The sequence below is a fragment of the Duganella zoogloeoides genome, assembly GCF_034479515.1.
GTDB classification, from domain to species: Bacteria; Pseudomonadota; Gammaproteobacteria; order Burkholderiales; family Burkholderiaceae_D; genus Rugamonas; species Rugamonas zoogloeoides.
On sequence record NZ_CP140152.1, the window covers coordinates 357,027 to 374,205 of the forward strand.

The 17,179-nt window shown below is 62.4% G+C and carries 18 protein-coding genes; 10 read left to right on the plus strand and 8 right to left on the minus strand.

The window, feature by feature from the left end; genetic code table 11:
* The first annotated feature begins 9 nt into the window (after nucleotides 1-9).
* The 4 genes from SR858_RS01630 (at nucleotide 10) to SR858_RS01645 (ending at nucleotide 4,370) form a co-directional block, all read left to right on the plus strand.
* Complete coding sequence (locus SR858_RS01630; protein ID WP_019923865.1) at nucleotides 10-1,827, plus strand: M61 family metallopeptidase; 1,818 nt, start codon at nucleotides 10-12, stop codon at nucleotides 1,825-1,827.
* A 225-nt stretch (nucleotides 1,828-2,052) separates the two neighbouring features.
* Nucleotides 2,053-2,349, plus strand: coding sequence for a hypothetical protein (locus SR858_RS01635; protein ID WP_019923866.1), 297 nt, complete (start codon nucleotides 2,053-2,055; stop codon nucleotides 2,347-2,349).
* A gap of 28 nt (nucleotides 2,350-2,377) precedes the next feature.
* Nucleotides 2,378-4,057 (plus strand): PepSY-associated TM helix domain-containing protein, encoded by a 1,680-nt coding sequence (locus SR858_RS01640; RefSeq protein ID WP_019923867.1) that lies wholly within the window; start codon nucleotides 2,378-2,380, stop codon nucleotides 4,055-4,057.
* Entirely contained in the window at nucleotides 4,050-4,370 is a 321-nt protein-coding gene (locus SR858_RS01645; RefSeq protein ID WP_019923868.1) for a DUF3325 domain-containing protein, read from the plus strand. Before SR858_RS01640 ends, SR858_RS01645 begins: the two co-directional genes overlap by 8 nt.
* A 48-nt stretch (nucleotides 4,371-4,418) precedes the next feature.
* Here SR858_RS01645 and trpC read toward each other — a convergent pair whose 3' ends face one another.
* From trpC to rpe, 6 genes are all read right to left on the minus strand, one after another.
* Nucleotides 4,419-5,219 (minus strand): indole-3-glycerol phosphate synthase TrpC, encoded by an 801-nt coding sequence (trpC, locus tag SR858_RS01650; protein WP_019923869.1) that lies wholly within the window; start codon nucleotides 5,217-5,219, stop codon nucleotides 4,419-4,421.
* Nucleotides 5,220-5,368: 149 nt separating this feature from the next.
* Complete coding sequence (gene trpD, locus SR858_RS01655) at nucleotides 5,369-6,406, minus strand: anthranilate phosphoribosyltransferase (RefSeq protein ID WP_019923870.1); 1,038 nt, start codon at nucleotides 6,404-6,406, stop codon at nucleotides 5,369-5,371.
* Between the two features lie 40 nt (nucleotides 6,407-6,446).
* The gene (locus tag SR858_RS01660) at nucleotides 6,447-7,010 is read right to left on the minus strand and encodes an anthranilate synthase component II (protein ID WP_019923871.1); all 564 of its coding nucleotides are present in this window, start codon (nucleotides 7,008-7,010) and stop codon (nucleotides 6,447-6,449) included.
* A gap of 1 nt (nucleotide 7,011) precedes the next feature.
* Nucleotides 7,012-8,514, minus strand: a complete 1,503-nt coding sequence (trpE, locus tag SR858_RS01665; RefSeq protein ID WP_019923872.1) for an anthranilate synthase component I — start codon at nucleotides 8,512-8,514, stop codon at nucleotides 7,012-7,014.
* 216 nt (nucleotides 8,515-8,730) lie between these two features.
* Nucleotides 8,731-9,450: a phosphoglycolate phosphatase gene (locus SR858_RS01670; RefSeq protein ID WP_019923873.1), complete on the minus strand. Its 720-nt coding sequence runs from the start codon at nucleotides 9,448-9,450 to the stop codon at nucleotides 8,731-8,733.
* Entirely contained in the window at nucleotides 9,450-10,121 is a 672-nt protein-coding gene (gene rpe, locus SR858_RS01675; protein WP_019923874.1) for a ribulose-phosphate 3-epimerase, read from the minus strand. The genes SR858_RS01670 and rpe overlap by 1 nt, the downstream gene beginning before the upstream one ends.
* A gap of 182 nt (nucleotides 10,122-10,303) precedes the next feature.
* On the opposite strand from rpe, the gene apaG reads away from it, so the two are divergent.
* Entirely contained in the window at nucleotides 10,304-10,678 is a 375-nt protein-coding gene (gene apaG / locus SR858_RS01680) for a Co2+/Mg2+ efflux protein ApaG (RefSeq protein WP_019923875.1), read from the plus strand.
* Here the strand turns inward: apaG and SR858_RS01685 are convergent, their stop codons facing one another.
* The gene (locus tag SR858_RS01685) at nucleotides 10,679-10,801 is read right to left on the minus strand and encodes a hypothetical protein (RefSeq protein ID WP_322534298.1); all 123 of its coding nucleotides are present in this window, start codon (nucleotides 10,799-10,801) and stop codon (nucleotides 10,679-10,681) included. It abuts the gene before it with no gap.
* 56 nt (nucleotides 10,802-10,857) lie between these two features.
* On the opposite strand from SR858_RS01685, the gene mltA reads away from it, so the two are divergent.
* Nucleotides 10,858-12,033, plus strand: a complete 1,176-nt coding sequence (gene mltA / locus SR858_RS01690) for a murein transglycosylase A (RefSeq protein ID WP_019923877.1) — start codon at nucleotides 10,858-10,860, stop codon at nucleotides 12,031-12,033.
* A gap of 12 nt (nucleotides 12,034-12,045) precedes the next feature.
* Here the strand turns inward: mltA and SR858_RS01695 are convergent, their stop codons facing one another.
* The gene (locus SR858_RS01695) at nucleotides 12,046-12,483 is read right to left on the minus strand and encodes a universal stress protein (RefSeq protein ID WP_019923878.1); all 438 of its coding nucleotides are present in this window, start codon (nucleotides 12,481-12,483) and stop codon (nucleotides 12,046-12,048) included.
* A 167-nt stretch (nucleotides 12,484-12,650) separates the two neighbouring features.
* Here SR858_RS01695 and SR858_RS01700 point away from each other — a divergent pair, with 167 nt between their 5' ends.
* The 4 genes from SR858_RS01700 to SR858_RS01715 all read left to right on the plus strand — a co-directional run bounded on the left by SR858_RS01700 (nucleotide 12,651) and on the right by SR858_RS01715 (nucleotide 17,173).
* Nucleotides 12,651-13,436, plus strand: coding sequence for an enoyl-CoA hydratase (locus SR858_RS01700; RefSeq protein ID WP_019923880.1), 786 nt, complete (start codon nucleotides 12,651-12,653; stop codon nucleotides 13,434-13,436).
* A 10-nt stretch (nucleotides 13,437-13,446) separates the two neighbouring features.
* Nucleotides 13,447-14,136 carry a response regulator transcription factor gene (locus tag SR858_RS01705; protein WP_019923881.1) on the plus strand — a complete coding sequence of 230 codons (690 nt, stop codon included), beginning with the start codon at nucleotides 13,447-13,449 and terminating at the stop codon, nucleotides 14,134-14,136.
* Nucleotides 14,123-15,355: a sensor histidine kinase gene (locus tag SR858_RS01710; RefSeq protein ID WP_019923882.1), complete on the plus strand. Its 1,233-nt coding sequence runs from the start codon at nucleotides 14,123-14,125 to the stop codon at nucleotides 15,353-15,355. Before SR858_RS01705 ends, SR858_RS01710 begins: the two co-directional genes overlap by 14 nt.
* A gap of 87 nt (nucleotides 15,356-15,442) precedes the next feature.
* Nucleotides 15,443-17,173 carry a phosphoethanolamine transferase gene (locus tag SR858_RS01715; RefSeq protein ID WP_019923883.1) on the plus strand — a complete coding sequence of 577 codons (1,731 nt, stop codon included), beginning with the start codon at nucleotides 15,443-15,445 and terminating at the stop codon, nucleotides 17,171-17,173.
* The last annotated feature ends 6 nt before the right edge of the window (nucleotides 17,174-17,179 follow it).

Here is a 17,179-nt window from a genome sequence, read left to right on the forward strand (position 1 = left end):
AGGATCAAGATGAAGAAAACGACTAAAACCCCGGCCATCGTCTATACCATCGTGGGTCACGACCTGGCGGCCCACCTGTTCCACGTGACCTTGACCGTGGCGGCGCCGTCCGAAGCAGGGCAGGTGTTCGCACTGCCGGCCTGGATCCCGGGCAGCTACATGATCCGCGAGTTTTCGCGCAATATCGTGCGCATCCGCGCCGAGTCGGACGGCCAGCCGGTCGAGCTGACCAAGCTCGATAAACACAGCTGGCAGGCCGCGCCGCTGAAAAGCCAGGCGGCGCCGCTCACGCTGCACTACGAAGTCTATGCATGGGACCTGTCGGTGCGCGCCGCCCACCTGGACCAGAACCACGCCTTTTTCAACGGCACCAGCGTGTTCCTGCGCGTGCTGGGCCAGGAAGAAACGCCGCACGTGGTCGATCTCCAGCGCCCGGACGACGATGCGGCCAAGACCTGGCGCGTGGCCACTGCGCTGCCGGAATTGAAAGCGAAGCGCTATGGCTACGGCACCTATATCGCCGCCAACTACGACGAATTGATCGACCACCCGGTGGAGCAGGGCGATTTCGCGCTGGCCACCTTCAAGGCGCACGGCATTCCGCACGACGTGGTGGTCACCGGCCGCGTGCCGAACCTGGACCTCGCGCGCCTGTGCAGCGACCTCAAACGTATTTGCGAGACGCAAATCACCTTCTTCGAACCAAAATCGAAAAAAGCGCCGATGGACCGCTACGTGTTCATGACCATGGCGGTGGGCGACGGCTACGGCGGCCTCGAACACCGGGCCTCGACCGCGCTGATCTGCAATCGTGGCGATTTGCCCACCACGGCAGCGGTAAACAAGGACATCGGCGACGGCTACCTGCAATACCTGGGCCTGTGCAGCCACGAGTACTTCCACACCTGGAACGTCAAGCGCATCAAGCCGGCCGCGTTTGCGCCGTACAACCTGCAAGTGGAGAACTATTCGCCGCTGCTGTGGCTGTTCGAGGGCTTTACCAGTTACTACGACGATTTGATGCTGGTACGTTCGGGCCTGATCGCCGAACCCAGTTATTTCAAATTGCTGGGCAAAACTATCGGCAGCGTGCTGCGCGGCAGCGGCCGCACCAAGCAAAGCGTGGCCGACTCGAGTTTCGACGCCTGGGGCAAGTACTACCGCCAGGACGAAAATGCGCCCAACGCCATCATCAGCTATTACACCAAGGGCTCGCTGATCGCGCTGGCGCTCGACCTCACCATCCGCGCCAAGACCGGCGGCAAGAAGTCGCTCGACGATGTGATGCGCGCCTTGTGGGAGCGTTTCGGCCGCGACTTTTACCAGGGCGGTGGCCGCGGTGTGACACCGGCCGAAGTGGAAGCGCTGTTCGACGAAATCGGCGGCGCGCGCTTCAAACCGTTCTTCGACAAGTACATCCGCGGCACCGAGGACGTGCCGCTGGCCAAGCTGCTGGCGCCTTTCGGCGTCAAGTATGCCGACGACCGCAAGTCGTCCAAGCCTAGTCTCGATGCCAACCTGGGCCGCGACGGCAGTGACTGCAAGTTAGCGGCCGTGCACGAAAAGGGCGCCGCGCACCTGGCCGGTTTGTCGGCCGGCGACCTGCTGGTGGCGATCGATGGCTTGCGCGTGACCGCCACCAACCTGGACAATCTGCTGGCGCGCTACGCGGTGGGCAGCTCGGTCGAAATCCATGCATTCCGCCGCGACGAGTTGATGGTGTTCAGTGCCGTATTGCAGGGCGAGCGGGTGCCCGGCATCACGCTCACGCTCGATCCGGTTGCGAAGAAATCGGCCGGGCCGTTGCGGCCGAGCGCTGCGCGGTAAAGCGCTGGCCGCATCCGGGCCGCCCCATTCATCGATGGCCGCACCCACCGTGCGGCCATTTTTTTACATTGGATGTGCCAGATTCCGGCATAAACACGCCATCATCCGGCACAAAATCCTGTAATCGGCCCCAACCACTGTCTCTTTTGGCATAAAGATGGTCACCGAGCCCCCGGTAATGCTGCTATCATGCGAATAATTCTCATTCGCTAAATTGCGCTTATCATGGCCACTGCATCGATTTCCCGCTCCGACATCGTCTGGCGGACGCTGGCTGCCGTCTTCGGCGGCTATGCCTTTACCTGGGGGCTGATCGCCTTCGGCATGGCTGCAATGGTTGCCGCCGACATGGAATTCCATGACGCTGAGCACCTGACCGCCATCATCGGTTTCCTGGTGTTTTTGACCATCTTCCTGACCGCATTCGCTGCGCGCAATATCGTACGCGTGTGGCTGGTGCTGGTCGGTGGCGCCGTGGTCATGGCCTCGGCTGCCGAACTTATCAAGAACCTGATCACGTAACCAACGCTGACATTACGGAGTTTTTCCAATGCTGCAGAATTTCAGACAGTCGATGGCCTGGGTGCATACCTGGTTCGGACTGGCCCTCGGATTTGTACTGGTGGTTGTATTTTTCTTCGGTTCGCTGTCGGTGTTCGACCGCGAGATCGACCGCTGGGCCATCCCCGCTTCGCGCTTCGAACCGCAGCCGATGCCGTCGTTCGACAAGTTGATGCGCCCCATTTTCGAAGACATGCAGCCGTTGCCGCAGGCGCGTGCTTTTACCGAACCGCTGGTCAATGGTCCGCTGCCTGATCATTTCGACAAGGTGAAAAGCTGGGGCGCGTACACCACCCACCGCGATCCGGTGCTGACCATGTTTGCCGGTTACGAGGTACCGAACGCCAAGGATCCGGAAACCATGATCTTCGCCCAGCGCACGGTCGATCCGCGCACCGGCGCCGCCTTGCCCGACGACCGCCTCAAGGTCGGCAGCGGTTTCTTCTACCCGCTGCACTACAGCCTCACCTTTTACTGGAAAAACGTCGGCTACTGGATCGTCGGTTTTGCCGCCCTGATGATGCTGGTCGCGCTGGTGACGGGCGTAGTCATGCACCGCAAGATCTTCCGCGAACTGTTCACGTTCCGGCCGAAAAAGACCACCCAGCGCAGCATGCTCGATCTGCATAATCTCACCGGCGTGGTTGCGCTGCCGTTCCACTTCTTCTTCGCCTTTACCGGCCTGGTGATTTTCGCCGGGATTTATTTCCCGATCGGCCACACCCAGCTGCAAGCCTTGCACGACCAGCACGAGATACACGAAGCGCTGGAAACCGGCCTGCCGCACGACCCGGCCGGCGTCCCGGCAAAAATGGCGTCGGTCGATGCCATGGTCAAGGAAGCGCAGCGCCGCTGGGCCGAGAAGGGCATGGCTGGCGACGTCGGTTTCCTGCAAGTGCAACACGTGGGCGACGCCAACGGCTATGTCAGCATTTACCGCGCCGGTACCGACCGTATCGCGCTCACCGGCGAGGGCATCCACTTCAAGGCGTCCACCGGCGTCGTGATGCGCGAAGACCCGCCGCCCACCGCCGTCGGCCGCATTAACGAATTCCTCACCGGCCTGCACTTGCAGCACTTCCGCCACTGGCTGTTGCGCTGGCTGTATGTGCTCGGTGGCCTGCTCGGTTGCGCGTGTATCGCCACCGGCTTTCTGTTCTTCGTTGAAAAGCGCAAGCGCCAGCATGCCAAGCAAGGCAGCAGCGGCGCCCGGGTTGTCGATGCCTTGGGCGTGACCACGCTCACCGGCATGATCATTGCCGCGCTGGGCATGCTGATCGCCAACCGCCTGCTGCCGGACGTCATGCCCGACGGCTGGCCACTGCGCGGCGACATGGAAAAATACTGCTTCTGGGGTACCTGGGTGGTGGCGATGGCGCATGCGTTCTGGCGCACCGCGCCAGTGGCCGAAGGGCGCATCGCCCCGGCCTGGCGCGAGCAATGCCTGGCCATTGCCGTGCTGGGCGTGACCGCGCCGGTACTGAACTGGGTCACCACCGGCGACCACCTGCTGCGCACGATCGGCAACGGCTACTGGCCGGTGGCTGGCGCCGACCTGTTCATGCTGACCGGCGCTGCGCTGGCGCTGGTTGCCGCGCGCAAGCTGCAATTGCGCGCCGAGAGCAAGGTCACAGCGAACACCCCCGTGATGGAGGCCGGTCATGCCTGATGCATTGATGTTGTTGGTGGCGCTGGTCGTCACCGTGATGGGCATGGGCTGGCTGGCCCTGTCGATGGAAAACCACTGGGAGCAGGTACGCGGCAAGGCTGCCTGTCCGCCGGCCACGGTCAAGTCGCTGCGGGTGCTTGGGGCGGTGGCGTTGTTGACGTCGCTGGTGCTGTGCCTGATGGTCGACTCGGCGTCGATGGCGTCGCTGGTGTGGGTGATGAGTGTGGCCGGCGCGGCGGTGATCGTGGCATTTACACTCACCTGGAAAGCAGCAGCACTGGCTCCCCTGGTATTCTGGACCAAGAGCGCCTGAAAATCCCTCCATAGCACGCTTGGAAGGGATTTTCAGGCGCACTACTGTTTAGTTAAACAGGCGGGCCAGCTCGGCGCCCGGATCGTCGGCGCGCATAAAGGCTTCGCCTACCAGGAACGCGTGCACGTTTGCTGCACGCATGCGCTCCACGTCGGCCGGCACCATGATGCCCGACTCGGTGATCACCAGCTTGTCGTCGGGGATGCGGTCCAGCAGCCCCAGAGTATTGTCCAGCGAGACCTCGAACGTGCGCAGGTTGCGGTTGTTAATCCCCAGCAGCCGCGTTTTCAAACGCAGCGCAGCGGTCAGTTCGTCGCCATCATGGGTTTCTACCAGCACGCCCATGCCCAGTTCGTGGGCCACCGCTTCCATCTCCGCCATCAAGCCGTGATCGAGCGCCGAGACGATCAACAGGATCGCATCGGCCCCCATCGCGCGCGCTTCGTAGATCTGGTAGATGTCGATCATGAAGTCCTTGCGCAGCACCGGCAGCGCACACGCGGCGCGGGCCTGTTCCAGGTATGCCACCGAACCCTGGAAGAACTGCTCGTCGGTCAGCACCGACAGGCACGCGGAGCCATTGGCTTCATAGGTTTTGGCGATGTCGGCCGGACGGAAGTCAGCGCGGATCACGCCTTTCGACGGCGACGCCTTCTTGATTTCGGTGATGACGCCCGGTTTGCCGGCGTCGATTTTTGCGCGCAGGCTCGCTTCAAAGCCGCGCAGCTGGGCGCGCAGTTCGATGTGCGATTCGACGTCGCCGCGCAAGCTGGCGAAGCTGCGGTGTTTTTTGGCGGCAGCCACTTCGTCGGCTTTGACGGCGAGGATTTTGTTGAGGATATCGGACATGGTCGGCGATTCGTTTATTCGGGTGTTCTATGGATCCCCGCATTCGCGGGGATGACGGAATTGCGTGTGGCGGTCGCGTTGGCGGGGCTTGCTTCTGGACGACGCTCTTCTGTTCGCCGTCAGCTGGCCTTAGTTGGCCTTATTTGGCCTCAGTTGGCAGCGCCCAAGGTTTGCGTCACGCTCACAAACTGCTCGACCTTTTTCAGCGCGTCGCCCGAGGTGATGGCGGTGCGGGCGCGTTGCAGGCCGTCTTCGATCGAACTGGCCACGCCGGCCGCGTACAGCGCGGTGCCGGCATTGAGCGCCACGATATCGAAGGCCGGACCCGGTTCCCCGCGCAGCGCTTCCATCATCTTGGCTTTCGATTCGGCGGCGTCCGCTACCTTCAGGTTGCGGCTGGCGATCATCGGCAGGCCGAAGTCTTCCGGGTGGATTTCGTATTCGCGGATTTCGCCGTTGACCAGTTCACCGATCATGGTGCCCGCGCCCAGCGACACTTCGTCCATATTGTCGCGGCCATAGACCACGATCGCGTGCTGTGCGCCGAGGCGTTGCAGCACCCGCACCTGGATGCCGACCAGGTCGGCGTGGAACACGCCCATCAGGATATTCGGGGCGCCGGCCGGGTTGGTCAGGGGGCCGAGGATATTGAAGATCGAGCGCACGCCGAGTTCGCGGCGCACCGGCGCCACGTGGCGCATGGCTGCGTGGTGGTTGGGCGCAAACATGAAGCCGATGCCGGTTTGCGCGATCGATTGCGCGATCTGCTCGGGCTTCAGATTGATGTTGGCGCCCAGTGCTTCGATGACATCGGCGCTGCCCGACGACGACGACACGCTGCGTCCGCCATGCTTGGCCACGCGCGCGCCGGCCGCTGCCGCCACGAACATGGCGGTGGTGGAAATATTAAACGTGTGGGCGCCGTCGCCGCCGGTGCCGACGATGTCGAGCAGACCGGTAGTGTCGGCCATCGGCACCTTGGTGGAAAACTCGCGCATCACTTGCGCGGCGGCGGCGATCTCGCCGATGGTCTCTTTTTTCACGCGCAGGCCCATGGTCAGGGCCGCGATCATGGTGGGCGACATTTCGCCGGACATGATCTGGCGGAACAGGTGCAGCATCTCGTCGTGGAAAATCTCGCGGTGTTCGATACAGCGCAGCAGTGCTTCTTGATGGGTAATCGCCATGACTAATCCTTCTCTCAAATTTTACGCAAACGTGCTTTGCTTAGCGAACCAGGAAGTTCTTCAGCAAGGCGTGGCCGTGTTCGGAAAGGATCGACTCGGGGTGGAACTGCACACCCTCGATGTCGTAATCCTTGTGCCGCACGCCCATGATTTCGCCATCGTCCGTCCATGCCGTCACTTCGAGGCAGGCTGGCAGCGAGCTGCGCTCGATCGCCAGGGAGTGATAGCGGATCACCGTAAACGGCGAGGGCAAGTCCTTGAAGACGCCCACGCCCGTATGCGCAATAAGAGAGGTTTTACCATGCATGACCTGCTTGGCGCGGATCACCTTGCCGCCGAACGCTTCGCCGATGGCCTGGTGACCGAGGCATACGCCGAGGATCGGCTTTTTGCCGGCGAAGTGTTTGAGCACGGCGATCGAAATGCCGGCCTGCGCCGGGTCTTTCGGCCCGGGCGAGATGCAGATGCGGTCGGGGTTCAGCGCTTCGATTTCCTCGATCGTGATTTCGTCGTTGCGGTACACGCGCACGTCTTCACCGAGTTCGCCGAAGTACTGGACGATGTTGTAGGTGAAGGAGTCGTAGTTGTCGATCATCAGCAGCATGTCAGAACTCCCCATCCAGGCCATCTTGTACTTGTTCGGCAGCGCGCAGCACGGCGCGCGCCTTGTTTTCGGTTTCCTGCCATTCCATCTCGGCGATCGAGTCGGCCACGATGCCGGCGGCGGCCTGCACGTACAACATGCCGTCCTTGATCACGCCGGTGCGGATCGCAATTGCCACGTCCATCTCGCCGCCAAACGACAGGTAGCCGCAGGCGCCGCCGTAGATGCCGCGCTTGGAAATTTCAAGCTCGTCGATTACTTCCATGGCCCGCACTTTCGGCGCGCCGGTAAGCGTCCCGGCCGGGAAGGTGGCGCGCAGCACGTCCAGGTTCGACAAGCCGGATTTCAATTTGCCTTCGACGTTGGACACGATGTGCTGGACGTGCGAGTATTTTTCGATGACCAGGCGGTCGGTCACCTTGACGGTGCCGGTGTCGGAGATGCGGCCCAGGTCATTGCGCGCCAGGTCGATCAGCATCACGTGTTCGGCGATTTCTTTCGGATCGGCCAGCAGCTCGGTGGCCAGTTCGGCGTCGCGCTCGGGCGTGGCGCCGCGCGGGCGGGTGCCGGCGATCGGGCGCAGCGTGACCTTTTTTTCGCCATCGGGCAGGGTTTCGTTGCGCACCAAGATTTCGGGCGACGCGCCGACGATCTGCATGTCGCCGAAATTGTAGAAGTACATATACGGCGACGGGTTCAGCGAACGCAGCGCGCGGTACAGCGACAGCGGCGAATCGACGTACGGTTTGCGCAGGCGCTGGCCGATCTGCACCTGCATCAGGTCGCCAGCCATCACGTATTCGTGGGCGCGGGCCACCGCTTTCAGATAGTCTTCCTTGGCGAAGTCGCGCGTGATCTCGGTGCGTACCGAGGCGCTGGTGACCGGCGCTTCCACGCCCCGGCGCAGCATCATGCGCAAGTCTTTCAGGCGCTGGCGCGCCTTGGAAAACGACTCGGGCTGCGTCGTGTCGGCATACACGATCAGGTACAGTTTGCCGGACAGGTTGTCGATCACCGCCAGTTCCTCGGTCACCATCAGCTGGATGTCGGGCAGGCCCAGGTCATCTTTTGGCTGGTTGGGCGAGTGGGCCAAAGTCTTTTCGATGTGGCGCACGGTGTCGTAGCCGAAGTAGCCGGCCAGGCCACCGCAGAAGCGCGGCATGCCGGGGCGTACCGCTACTTTAAAGCGCTGTTGATACGTCTCGATGAAGTCGAGCGGATTGCCGTCATGGGTTTCGATGACGGCGCCGTTTTTGACGATCTCGGTACGGGTGCCGAACGTGCGCAAGATGGTGTTGGCCGGCAGGCCGATGAACGAGAAGCGGCCGAAACGCTCGCCACCGACGACCGATTCGAGCAGGAACGTGTTCTTCCCCGTGTTCTGGGATTGGGCCAGTTTCAGGTACAGCGTGAGCGGGGTTTCCAGATCGGCAAAAGCTTCGGCGATCAGCGGGATGCGGTTGTAGCCTTCGTTGGCCAACGATTTGAATTCGAGTTCGGTCATGTGTGCTCTCCATGGCGCCGCGCGATCACGCTAGGGTGAGGGGAGAGGGCGGCGCTGTTCAAAAAACCTGCCGTGCACGCGCGGTGCGGGCGGCAGCAATACGGCTCGGGCGATTAGCCCTGCCAGGATTGCCAGCGTCGCCAAAGCCAGGCCTCAATCGAGCCTGGTTGGTTGACGGTGTGTTTTTTGGTGAGAGACATTTCGGTCAGTTGTTCACTAAGTGGGTGTATTTTGCGAACGAATCAGGCTAGCCGCTTCTAGCAGCGAGGTAACTATACCATCCGAATCAATGTCCTGTACAGATTCACCGTGGTTGTAACCATACGGTACCGTCAACACCGGGCAACCCGCAGCCCGGGCCGCTTGTGCGTCGTTGGACGAGTCACCGATCGCCACCACTTGCGCCGGTTGCAGGCCAAAGTCGGCGCACACGGTCAGCAAAGGCAGCGGGTCCGGCTTTTTGCGCGCCAGCGAGTCGCCGCCGTACACCACCTCGAAAAATCCATCGAGGCCCTTGAGCTTCAACAGCGGGGTGGTGAAGGCGATCGGCTTGTTGGTCACGCAGGCCAGGCGCAGGCCGCCGGCCTTCATGGCGGTCAAACCTTCGATCACGTCCGGGTACAGCGCGCTGTGCTGGCCGTTGATGGCCAGGTAGTGGCGCTGGTACGCCTCCATCGCAAAGTTGAAGCGCGCTTCCACCGGCGGCGAATGCGGCGCTTCGTTCAGTTGCAGTGCCAGCACGGCGCGGATCAGGTTTTCCGATCCCTTGCCCACCATGACCGCGATCTGCTCTTGCGCCACCGGCGGCAGGTCCAGTTCCGCCAGCATGCCGGTAATCGCCACGTGGAAGTCGGGAATGGTGTCGAGCATGGTGCCATCGAGGTCGATGATGGCTGCGCGCACGCCTGCCAGCACGGTAGCCTGCATGTTGGCCATTACGCGCCGACCTTGGCCAGGTTGGCGCGCATGGCGTCGATCACGGCCTTGTAGTCGGGCTTGCCGAAGATGGCGGAGCCGGCGACAAAGGTGTCGGCGCCAGCAGCAGCGGCAGCGGCGATGTTCTCGATCTTGATGCCGCCATCGACTTCGAGCATGATGTCGCGGCCCGATTCATCGATCAGGCGACGGGCGTCGGCGATCTTTTTCAGCGCATGCGGAATGAACGACTGGCCGCCGAAGCCCGGGTTGACCGACATGATCAGGATGATGTCGATCTTGTCCATCACGTGCTCGAGGTAGCTGAGCGGCGTGGCCGGGTTGAACACCAGGCCGGCCTTGCAGCCGTGGTCGCGGATCAGCTGCAGCGAGCGGTCGACGTGATCGGACGCTTCCGGATGGAAGGTGATGATGTTGGCGCCGGCCTTGGCGAAGTCCGGGATGATGCGATCCACCGGCTTGACCATCAGGTGGACGTCGATCGGTACCTGCACGTGCGGGCGGATTGCTTCGCAGACCAGCGGGCCGATGGTCAGATTGGGAACATAATGGTTGTCCATCACGTCAAAGTGGATGATGTCGGCGCCGGCGGCGACGACATTGCGCACTTCCTCGCCCAGGCGGGCGAAATCGGCGGACAGGATGCTGGGTGCGATGCGGTATTGGGTCATGGCAGGGGCCGCAATGGGCCTGGCGTAAAAAAGATGCGTCATTTTACGCTGGTCGCGGCCGCTCTGCCTAATTAGAGAGCAGATCGCCCCGATTTCTCCCAAGTCGTCCTTGCGCAGGTTGCCGATTTGCGGTGCAATGAAGGACTTGCATTCAAAGACATTGTATCTATTAAGGAAAGTTGATGGCCACTTACGAATTCACTGTATCAGTCAGAACCCAGTACCTGCCTGAGCAGTCGGACCCGGAGCGCACGAGTTTTGTGTTCACCTATTCCATCACCATTAAGAACACCGGCACGGTGGCGGCGCAGCTCATTTCGCGCCACTGGGTGATTACCGATGCCAACAACCATGTCGAGGAAGTGCGCGGCCTGGGCGTGGTGGGCCACCAGCCGCTGCTGCAACCGGGCGAGCAGTTCGAGTACACCAGCGGTTCGGCGCTGCAAACGCCGCAGGGCTCGATGGTGGGCGAGTACTTCTGCGTGGCGGAAGACGGCCACCAGTTCGAGGCGAAGATTCCCGAATTCGTGCTGTCGCTGCCGCGCACCTTGCACTGATCAGTGTTTGCCCCGGTTCCGGTGCCTGTTCTTGCGCCGGGTCCGGCCGTGGAACATCGTCCACCACACCAGGAACACCAGCAGGCCCAGCGCCACGCACACTTCCAACAACAATATCCACATAGCGATTCCCCATGAACTTTTCCCGCCGTAGTCTACTCGTTCCGGCGAGTGTTGCCATGCTCGCGCTGGCCGCTTGTACCACCACCCCGATTCCACCCGACCAGTCCGCAACGCCGGCACCGGCCGCAAAACCCGCGCAGCCGGCCAAGCCAGCGACGCCCGCCACGCCGCCAGCAACACCGACCACCGCGCCGGCAAAGCTGCAACTGGTGCCCACCACCTTCTCGGCGCTGCCCGGCTGGGACCGCGACGACGTGCGCGCCGCCTGGCCCGCCTTCATGGCCTCGTGCACGTCGCTGGCCAAGCAGGCAACCTGGAAAGAATCGTGCAGCATCGCCCGCACCGTCAACGGCAACGACGACAAGGCCATCCGCACCTTCTTCGAGGCATTCATGGTGCCGAACCAGGTGGTTGCGCCCGATGGCGCCACCGACGGCCTGGTCACCGGCTACTACGAGCCGCTGCTGCGCGGCGCCCGCAAGAGGGGCGGTCCTTACCAGACGCCGCTGTACAAGGTGCCGGACGACATGATCACCGTGGACCTGGCCAGCGTCTATCCCGATTTGAAAGGCATGCGCCTGCGCGGCAAGCTGGTGGGCAAGAAGCTGGTGCCGTATTCCAGCCGCGCCGAGATCGATACGGGCGAACTGAAGGGCAAGGAGTTGTTGTGGGTCGATGATCCGGTGGAAGCGTTCTTCCTGGAAGTGCAGGGTTCGGGCCGGGTGCAGCTGACCGATACCCAGGAGACCGTGCGCGTGGCGTACGCCGACCAGAACGGCCATCCGTATAAATCGATCGGCAAATACCTGGTAGAGAAGGGGGAGCTGCGGCTGGACCAGGCGTCGGCGCAGGGCATCAAGGCGTGGATCGGCGGCCATCCTACCCGCATGCAGGAGCTGTTCAACGCCAACCCGAGTTATGTATTCTTCAAGGAAGAGCGGCTGCCCGATCCGAAGATCGGCCCGAAAGGCGCGATGGGCTTGCCGCTGACGCCGCAGCGCTCGGTAGCGATCGACCCTACCCAGCTGCCGCTGGGCGCGCCGATTTTTCTCAACACCACCCAGGCCAACAGCGATATCCCGATGCAGCGCCTGGTGATGGCGCAGGACACGGGTGGCGCCATTCGTGGCGCGATCCGCGTCGATTACTTCTTCGGCTTCGGCACCGAGGCGGCAGAAAATGCCGGCCGCATGAAGCAGCGCGGCAACGTCTGGGTGCTGCTGCCTAAATAATCAGCGCAAAAATTAGCGCAACACCAGTACCGGCAGGGTGGTGTTAGACAACACCTTGTCGGTCTGGCTGCCCAGCAGGAATTTGTCCAGCCCCGTGTGGCCGTGGGTGGCCATGATGATCAGGTCGCAATTGAAGCGTTTCGACGCTTCGATGATTTCCTCGAACGGCACGGTGGACGTGGAAATGATGCCTTCGAACGGCACGCCGGCGATATTGGCGGCAGCGGCCAGCTTGTCGATGTGTTCGCGTGCAGCCTCCTGCATCTGCACCGCGAAGTCGCCCACGTCCACGACCACGCCCACGTCGCTGATCGGCGTCATCGGAATCGGCTGAACGACCGTGATGCCGACGATGCGGGCCTGGTGCAACATGGCGAACTGCACCGCAGTTGCGGTGGCTTTTTCCGACAGCTCGGAGCCATCGGTGGGGAAGAGAATCGATTTGAACATGGCGCACTCCAGTTGGCGGTTGATTGCAGTAAGACTAATGTTTTGTTGCGATTCTTGTCGCACGCTATCACACGCTGCTGCCCGCCGATTCCTCGATGGCTATCATACCGCGCACCGGGATAGCGGCTACAATCGACGCCATATCTATGCCACCGTGGAGGAACATCATGCAACAAGCACAGTACGCAGACCTGATCGTCGAAGTGCACGGCAAGACCGCGCTGATCCGCCTCAACCGTCCCAAGGCGCTCAACGCGCTCAATGACAACATGATGAACGAACTTGGCGACGCCTTGCGCATGTTCGATGCCGATCCGGCCATCGGCTGCATCGTCCTCACGGGCAGCGAAAAAGCCTTTGCCGCCGGCGCCGACATTGCCGCCATGGTCGATTACACGTATGCCGACACCTACCGCGACAACTACATCAGCCGCAACTGGGAGCACATCCTCAAGGTGCGCAAGCCGGTCATCGGCGCCGTGGCCGGCTTTGCCCTCGGTGGCGGCTGCGAACTGGCCATGATGTGCGACTTCGTCGTCGCCGCTGATACCGCCAAGTTCGGCCAGCCCGAAATCAAGATCGGCGTGCCGCCCGGCGCCGGCGCCACCCAGCGCCTGCCGCGCGCCATTGGCAAGGCCAAGGCCATGGACATGCTGCTCACCGCGCGCACCATCGATGCCGTCGAAGCCGAACGCATCGGCCTGGTCTCGCGCGTGGTGTCGGCCGAAAAGCTGATCGAGGAAGTGCTGGTGATAGCCGGGCAAATTGCCGCCATGCCCACGTCGGTGGCAATGATGGTCAAGGACGCCGTCAACCGCGCCTTCGAGACCCCGCTGACCGACGGCGTGGCCTATGAGCGCCGCCTGTTCCAGGCCGCTTTCGGCACGCCGGCGCAAAAAGAAGGCATGCAGGCATTCCTGGCCAAGCGCCCGGCCAACTTCGACGGACTGTGATGTCTCTTCCATGCGGATCCTGATCATCGAAGACAACCCGGACATCCTGGCCAACCTGTACGCCTTCCTGGAGCCGAAAGGCCATGTGCTCGACTCGGCCGCCAACGGCTATGCCGGGCTGGCGCTGGCGGCCCAGCACGAGTACGACGTGATGGTGCTCGACGTCATGCTGCCCGGGATGACGGGACTGGAACTGTGTCACAAGGTTCGCACCGAGCTGCGCCAGACGACGCCGGTACTGATGCTCACCGCGCGCGACACGGTGCAGGACAAGGTGGCCGGCTTCGACAGCGGCGCCGACGATTACCTGGTCAAACCGTTCTCGCTGGTCGAGCTGGAAGTACGGCTCAACGCGCTGGTGCGCCGCGCGCGCGGGCAAACCGCCGGTGCGGCCGTGCTGGCGGTGGGCGATTTGCGTTTCGATACCGAGAAATTCGAGGTACACCGCGCCGGCACGCCGCTGGTACTGACCAAGACCGGCTACGTGATCCTCAAGTGCCTGATGACCCAGGCGCCCAAGCTGGTCACGCGCGACATGCTGGAGCAGCAAGTATGGGGCGAGGACCGCCCCGACAGCGACGCCTTGCGCACGCACATCCATGCGCTGCGCCAGGTGCTCGACAAACCTTTCGACTTCGCCATGCTGCGCACCGTGTCCGGCATTGGCTACAAATTGCTTGCTACCGATGCCCCAGTTTAAATCCCTGCGCCGCCGCATCGTCGTCGCCTACCTGCTGTTTGCCGCCGTCGCCAGCCTGTTCTTTGCCATCATCGCTGCCGTGGCGGTCGAGGGCATCGAGGTCAAGCTGGTCGATGAGCGCCTCGAGGAAGTGGCGGCCTGGGCCTCGCCGCGCCAGGCAGGCGGCTTGCCGGTGGAAATGCCGGCTGGTCTCAGTTTCTTCCATGATGCCGAGATTCCCCAGTCGCTGCGCGGCTTGCCGCAGGGCGCCAATGAAATCACGGTCGATGGCGTCGACCTGCACGTGCTGGCCGGGCGCGATCCGTCCGGCGACTACGTGGTGGTGGACCACGCCAGTGCGTATGAAAAAATCGAGCTGGTCGTGTACAGCATGTTTGCCGTCGGCTTTGCCGGTTTCCTGGTCTCGTCGCTGATGTTCGGGGCGTTTATCGGCAACAGCGTGGTGCGTCCCATCATGGACCTGGCCACGGCCGTGCAGGCGCGCCGCACCGACCTGCCGCAGCAGGACAGTCCCGACGAACTGGGCATCCTGGCCCGCGCCTTTGCCGCGCGCACCACCGAGCTGACCGAGGTGCTCGACCGCGAGCGCTTCTTTACCGGCGACGTCAGCCACGAATTGCGCACGCCACTCACCGTCATCAGCGGCGCGGCCGAGGTGATCATGGCGCAGGCGCCGGGCAACCCGGCGATCCAGGCCGCCTCCGAGCGCATTTACCGCGCCGCGCGCGACGCGTCCGATTCGGTCACGGTGCTGCTGCGCCTGGCCCGTTCGCCCGAGCAGCTGGAAACAACACCGGTGTCGATGGCCGCGCTCGCTGCCGAGGAGTGCGCGCGCAGCCAGCCGCTGGTGGGTGCCAAACCATTGAGCTTGCGGTATGCGGGTGGCGCCGATTTCACGGTGACCGCACCGCGCGAACTGATGATCGCCGCCGTCGGCAACCTGGTGCGCAACGCCTGCCTGTATACATTGGAGGGCGAAGTGCTGGTGGTACTGCAGGATCGCTCGCTGTTCGTCGAAGACACTGGCCCCGGCCTGCCGCCGGCTGCCCGCGCCCGCGTGCAACACGAGGCGGCGCCGGTTGGCGCCAGCGGCTCGTCCGGCACCGGCCTCGGCTTGGGGCTGGTACAGCGCATCTGCGCCTACCTGGGCGCCAGCCTGCATTACAGCGAGAGGGCAGGGGGCGGCAGCGTGTTCGAGATTCGTTTTCCACGCATATAAAATTGGTTTAACGCAATCTTAACGCCGCCATGACGGCGAATTGACCCCCGGGTTTGTAAGGTAGAGGCTAGACTTTTGGAGCCTCGCGTGAACGTTCACAACCTGACCTTGCAGTTGCCGCTGGCACTGCGCACCTCCATCCTGCCGCGGCTGCGCAAGCTGACCTTGCATCCGATGCAACTAACGCTGGCCGCTTCGGTGTTCCTGGTACTGGCTTACAACTTCAGCTTCTGGAAAACTTTCGTGGTTGCCACCGGGGGCTTGCACGCTTCCAATATTCCGCTGTACCTGGGCGCATTCGCCATGCTGGCGCTGGTGTTCAACGCGTTTTTGAGCCTGGTCGGTTTCCGCTACCTGCTCAAACCGGTGCTGATCGTGCTGTTTTTCGTCACAGCCGGCGCCAGCTATTTCATGAACCGCTACGGCATCGCCATCGATGCCGCCATGGTCCAGAACGTGATGGAGACCGACCCGCACGAAGCCGAGGAGCTGCTGAGCTGGGATTTGTTGTTCACCTTGAGCCTGCTGGGCGTGTTGCCGTCGCTGTTCGTGTACCACGTCAAGCTGCGTTATCCGTCGTTGACCCGGAGCGTGGTGACCAATGCCATCGTGGTCCTGCTGTCCGTGTGTGCAGCCGGCATTTTGATGATGACCTTTTTCAAGACCCTGGCGCCGGCCGTGCGCGAGTACCGCGAAATGCGCTTCCTGCTCACGCCCACCAATGTCATCCAGGCAACCAACAGCTATTTTAAGCATCACTATGCCAAGCCGCTGGTGGTCGAACCGATGGGCCGCGACGCCATGAAGGGCAAGCTGTGGTCGCAGCCCCCCGATCATCCGATGGCGGGCGTGCAGGCGCCGCGCCGCACGGTGACCATCATGGTGGTGGGAGAGACTGCGCGCGCCATGAATTTCTCGCTCAACGGTTACAGCCGCGACACCAACCCGCTGCTGTCGCACCAGGCCGGCCTGATCAATTTCAAGAATGTGTATTCGTGCGGTACGGCCACGGCGATTTCCGTGCCTTGCTTGTTCTCGGGCATGACGCGGGAAAAATATTCGGAAGACAAGGCCAAGTCCCAGGAGGGGCTGCTGGACGTGATCAGCCACGCCGGTATCGACGTGTTGTGGCGCGATAACAATTCCGGCTGCAAGGGTGCGTGCGACCGCGTCACCTACGAAGACATGTCGGAGGTCAAGGCCGGCGATCCGTTCTGCGGCAAGGACGAGTGCTACGACGAGCGCATGCTGCAAGGCTTGCCCGACATTATCCGCAATACCAGGCGCGACCTGGTGATCGTGCTGCACCAGAAGGGTAGCCACGGCCCGGCCTACTGGAAGCGCTATCCGCCGGCGTTCCAGCGCTTTGGCCCCGTGTGCAGCAGCAATGAGCTGGAAAAATGCTCGCGCGAGTCGATCGTCGCGGCGTACGACAACACCATCCTGTACACCGACTATTTCCTCAGCAAGACCATCGACATGCTGCGCGCTGCCGGCGCCGAGAGCAACGTCGATACCGCGATGATGTATTTCTCCGACCATGGCGAATCGCTGGGCGAGAAAAATATGTACCTGCACGGCGCGCCGTACATCATTTCGCCCGAGGAGCAGCGCCATGTCCCGTTCATGCTGTGGCTGGACCAGAATTTCCGCGACCGCTTCAATATCGACCAGCGCTGCATGGAAGCGCGGCGCGACCAGGATTTCTCGCACGATAATGTGTTTCATTCGTTCCTGGGCATGTTGAACATCAACACCGCCGTGTATAACCCGCAACTGGATATGTTCCATGCCTGTACCCTTGCCAACCAGCCTTGACAGGCC

Excerpts from the sequence above, each read along its gene's own strand:
- SR858_RS01630 (WP_019923865.1), top strand. The coding sequence starts at position 10 with ATGAAGAAAACGACTAAAACCCCGGCCATCGTCTATACCATCGTGGGT.
- SR858_RS01635 (WP_019923866.1), top strand. The coding sequence starts at position 2,053 with ATGGCCACTGCATCGATTTCCCGCTCCGACATCGTCTGGCGGACGCTG.
- SR858_RS01640 (WP_019923867.1), top strand. The coding sequence starts at position 2,378 with ATGCTGCAGAATTTCAGACAGTCGATGGCCTGGGTGCATACCTGGTTC.
- SR858_RS01645 (WP_019923868.1), top strand. The coding sequence starts at position 4,050 with ATGCCTGATGCATTGATGTTGTTGGTGGCGCTGGTCGTCACCGTGATG.
- trpC (WP_019923869.1), bottom strand. The coding sequence starts at position 5,219 with ATGTCCGATATCCTCAACAAAATCCTCGCCGTCAAAGCCGACGAAGTG.
- trpD (WP_019923870.1), bottom strand. The coding sequence starts at position 6,406 with ATGGCGATTACCCATCAAGAAGCACTGCTGCGCTGTATCGAACACCGC.
- SR858_RS01660 (WP_019923871.1), bottom strand. The coding sequence starts at position 7,010 with ATGCTGCTGATGATCGACAACTACGACTCCTTCACCTACAACATCGTC.
- trpE (WP_019923872.1), bottom strand. The coding sequence starts at position 8,514 with ATGACCGAACTCGAATTCAAATCGTTGGCCAACGAAGGCTACAACCGC.
- SR858_RS01670 (WP_019923873.1), bottom strand. The coding sequence starts at position 9,450 with ATGGCCAACATGCAGGCTACCGTGCTGGCAGGCGTGCGCGCAGCCATC.
- rpe (WP_019923874.1), bottom strand. The coding sequence starts at position 10,121 with ATGACCCAATACCGCATCGCACCCAGCATCCTGTCCGCCGATTTCGCC.
- apaG (WP_019923875.1), top strand. The coding sequence starts at position 10,304 with ATGGCCACTTACGAATTCACTGTATCAGTCAGAACCCAGTACCTGCCT.
- SR858_RS01685 (WP_322534298.1), bottom strand. The coding sequence starts at position 10,801 with ATGTGGATATTGTTGTTGGAAGTGTGCGTGGCGCTGGGCCTGCTGGTG.
- mltA (WP_019923877.1), top strand. The coding sequence starts at position 10,858 with ATGCTCGCGCTGGCCGCTTGTACCACCACCCCGATTCCACCCGACCAG.
- SR858_RS01695 (WP_019923878.1), bottom strand. The coding sequence starts at position 12,483 with ATGTTCAAATCGATTCTCTTCCCCACCGATGGCTCCGAGCTGTCGGAA.
- SR858_RS01700 (WP_019923880.1), top strand. The coding sequence starts at position 12,651 with ATGCAACAAGCACAGTACGCAGACCTGATCGTCGAAGTGCACGGCAAG.
- SR858_RS01705 (WP_019923881.1), top strand. The coding sequence starts at position 13,447 with ATGCGGATCCTGATCATCGAAGACAACCCGGACATCCTGGCCAACCTG.
- SR858_RS01710 (WP_019923882.1), top strand. The coding sequence starts at position 14,123 with ATGCCCCAGTTTAAATCCCTGCGCCGCCGCATCGTCGTCGCCTACCTG.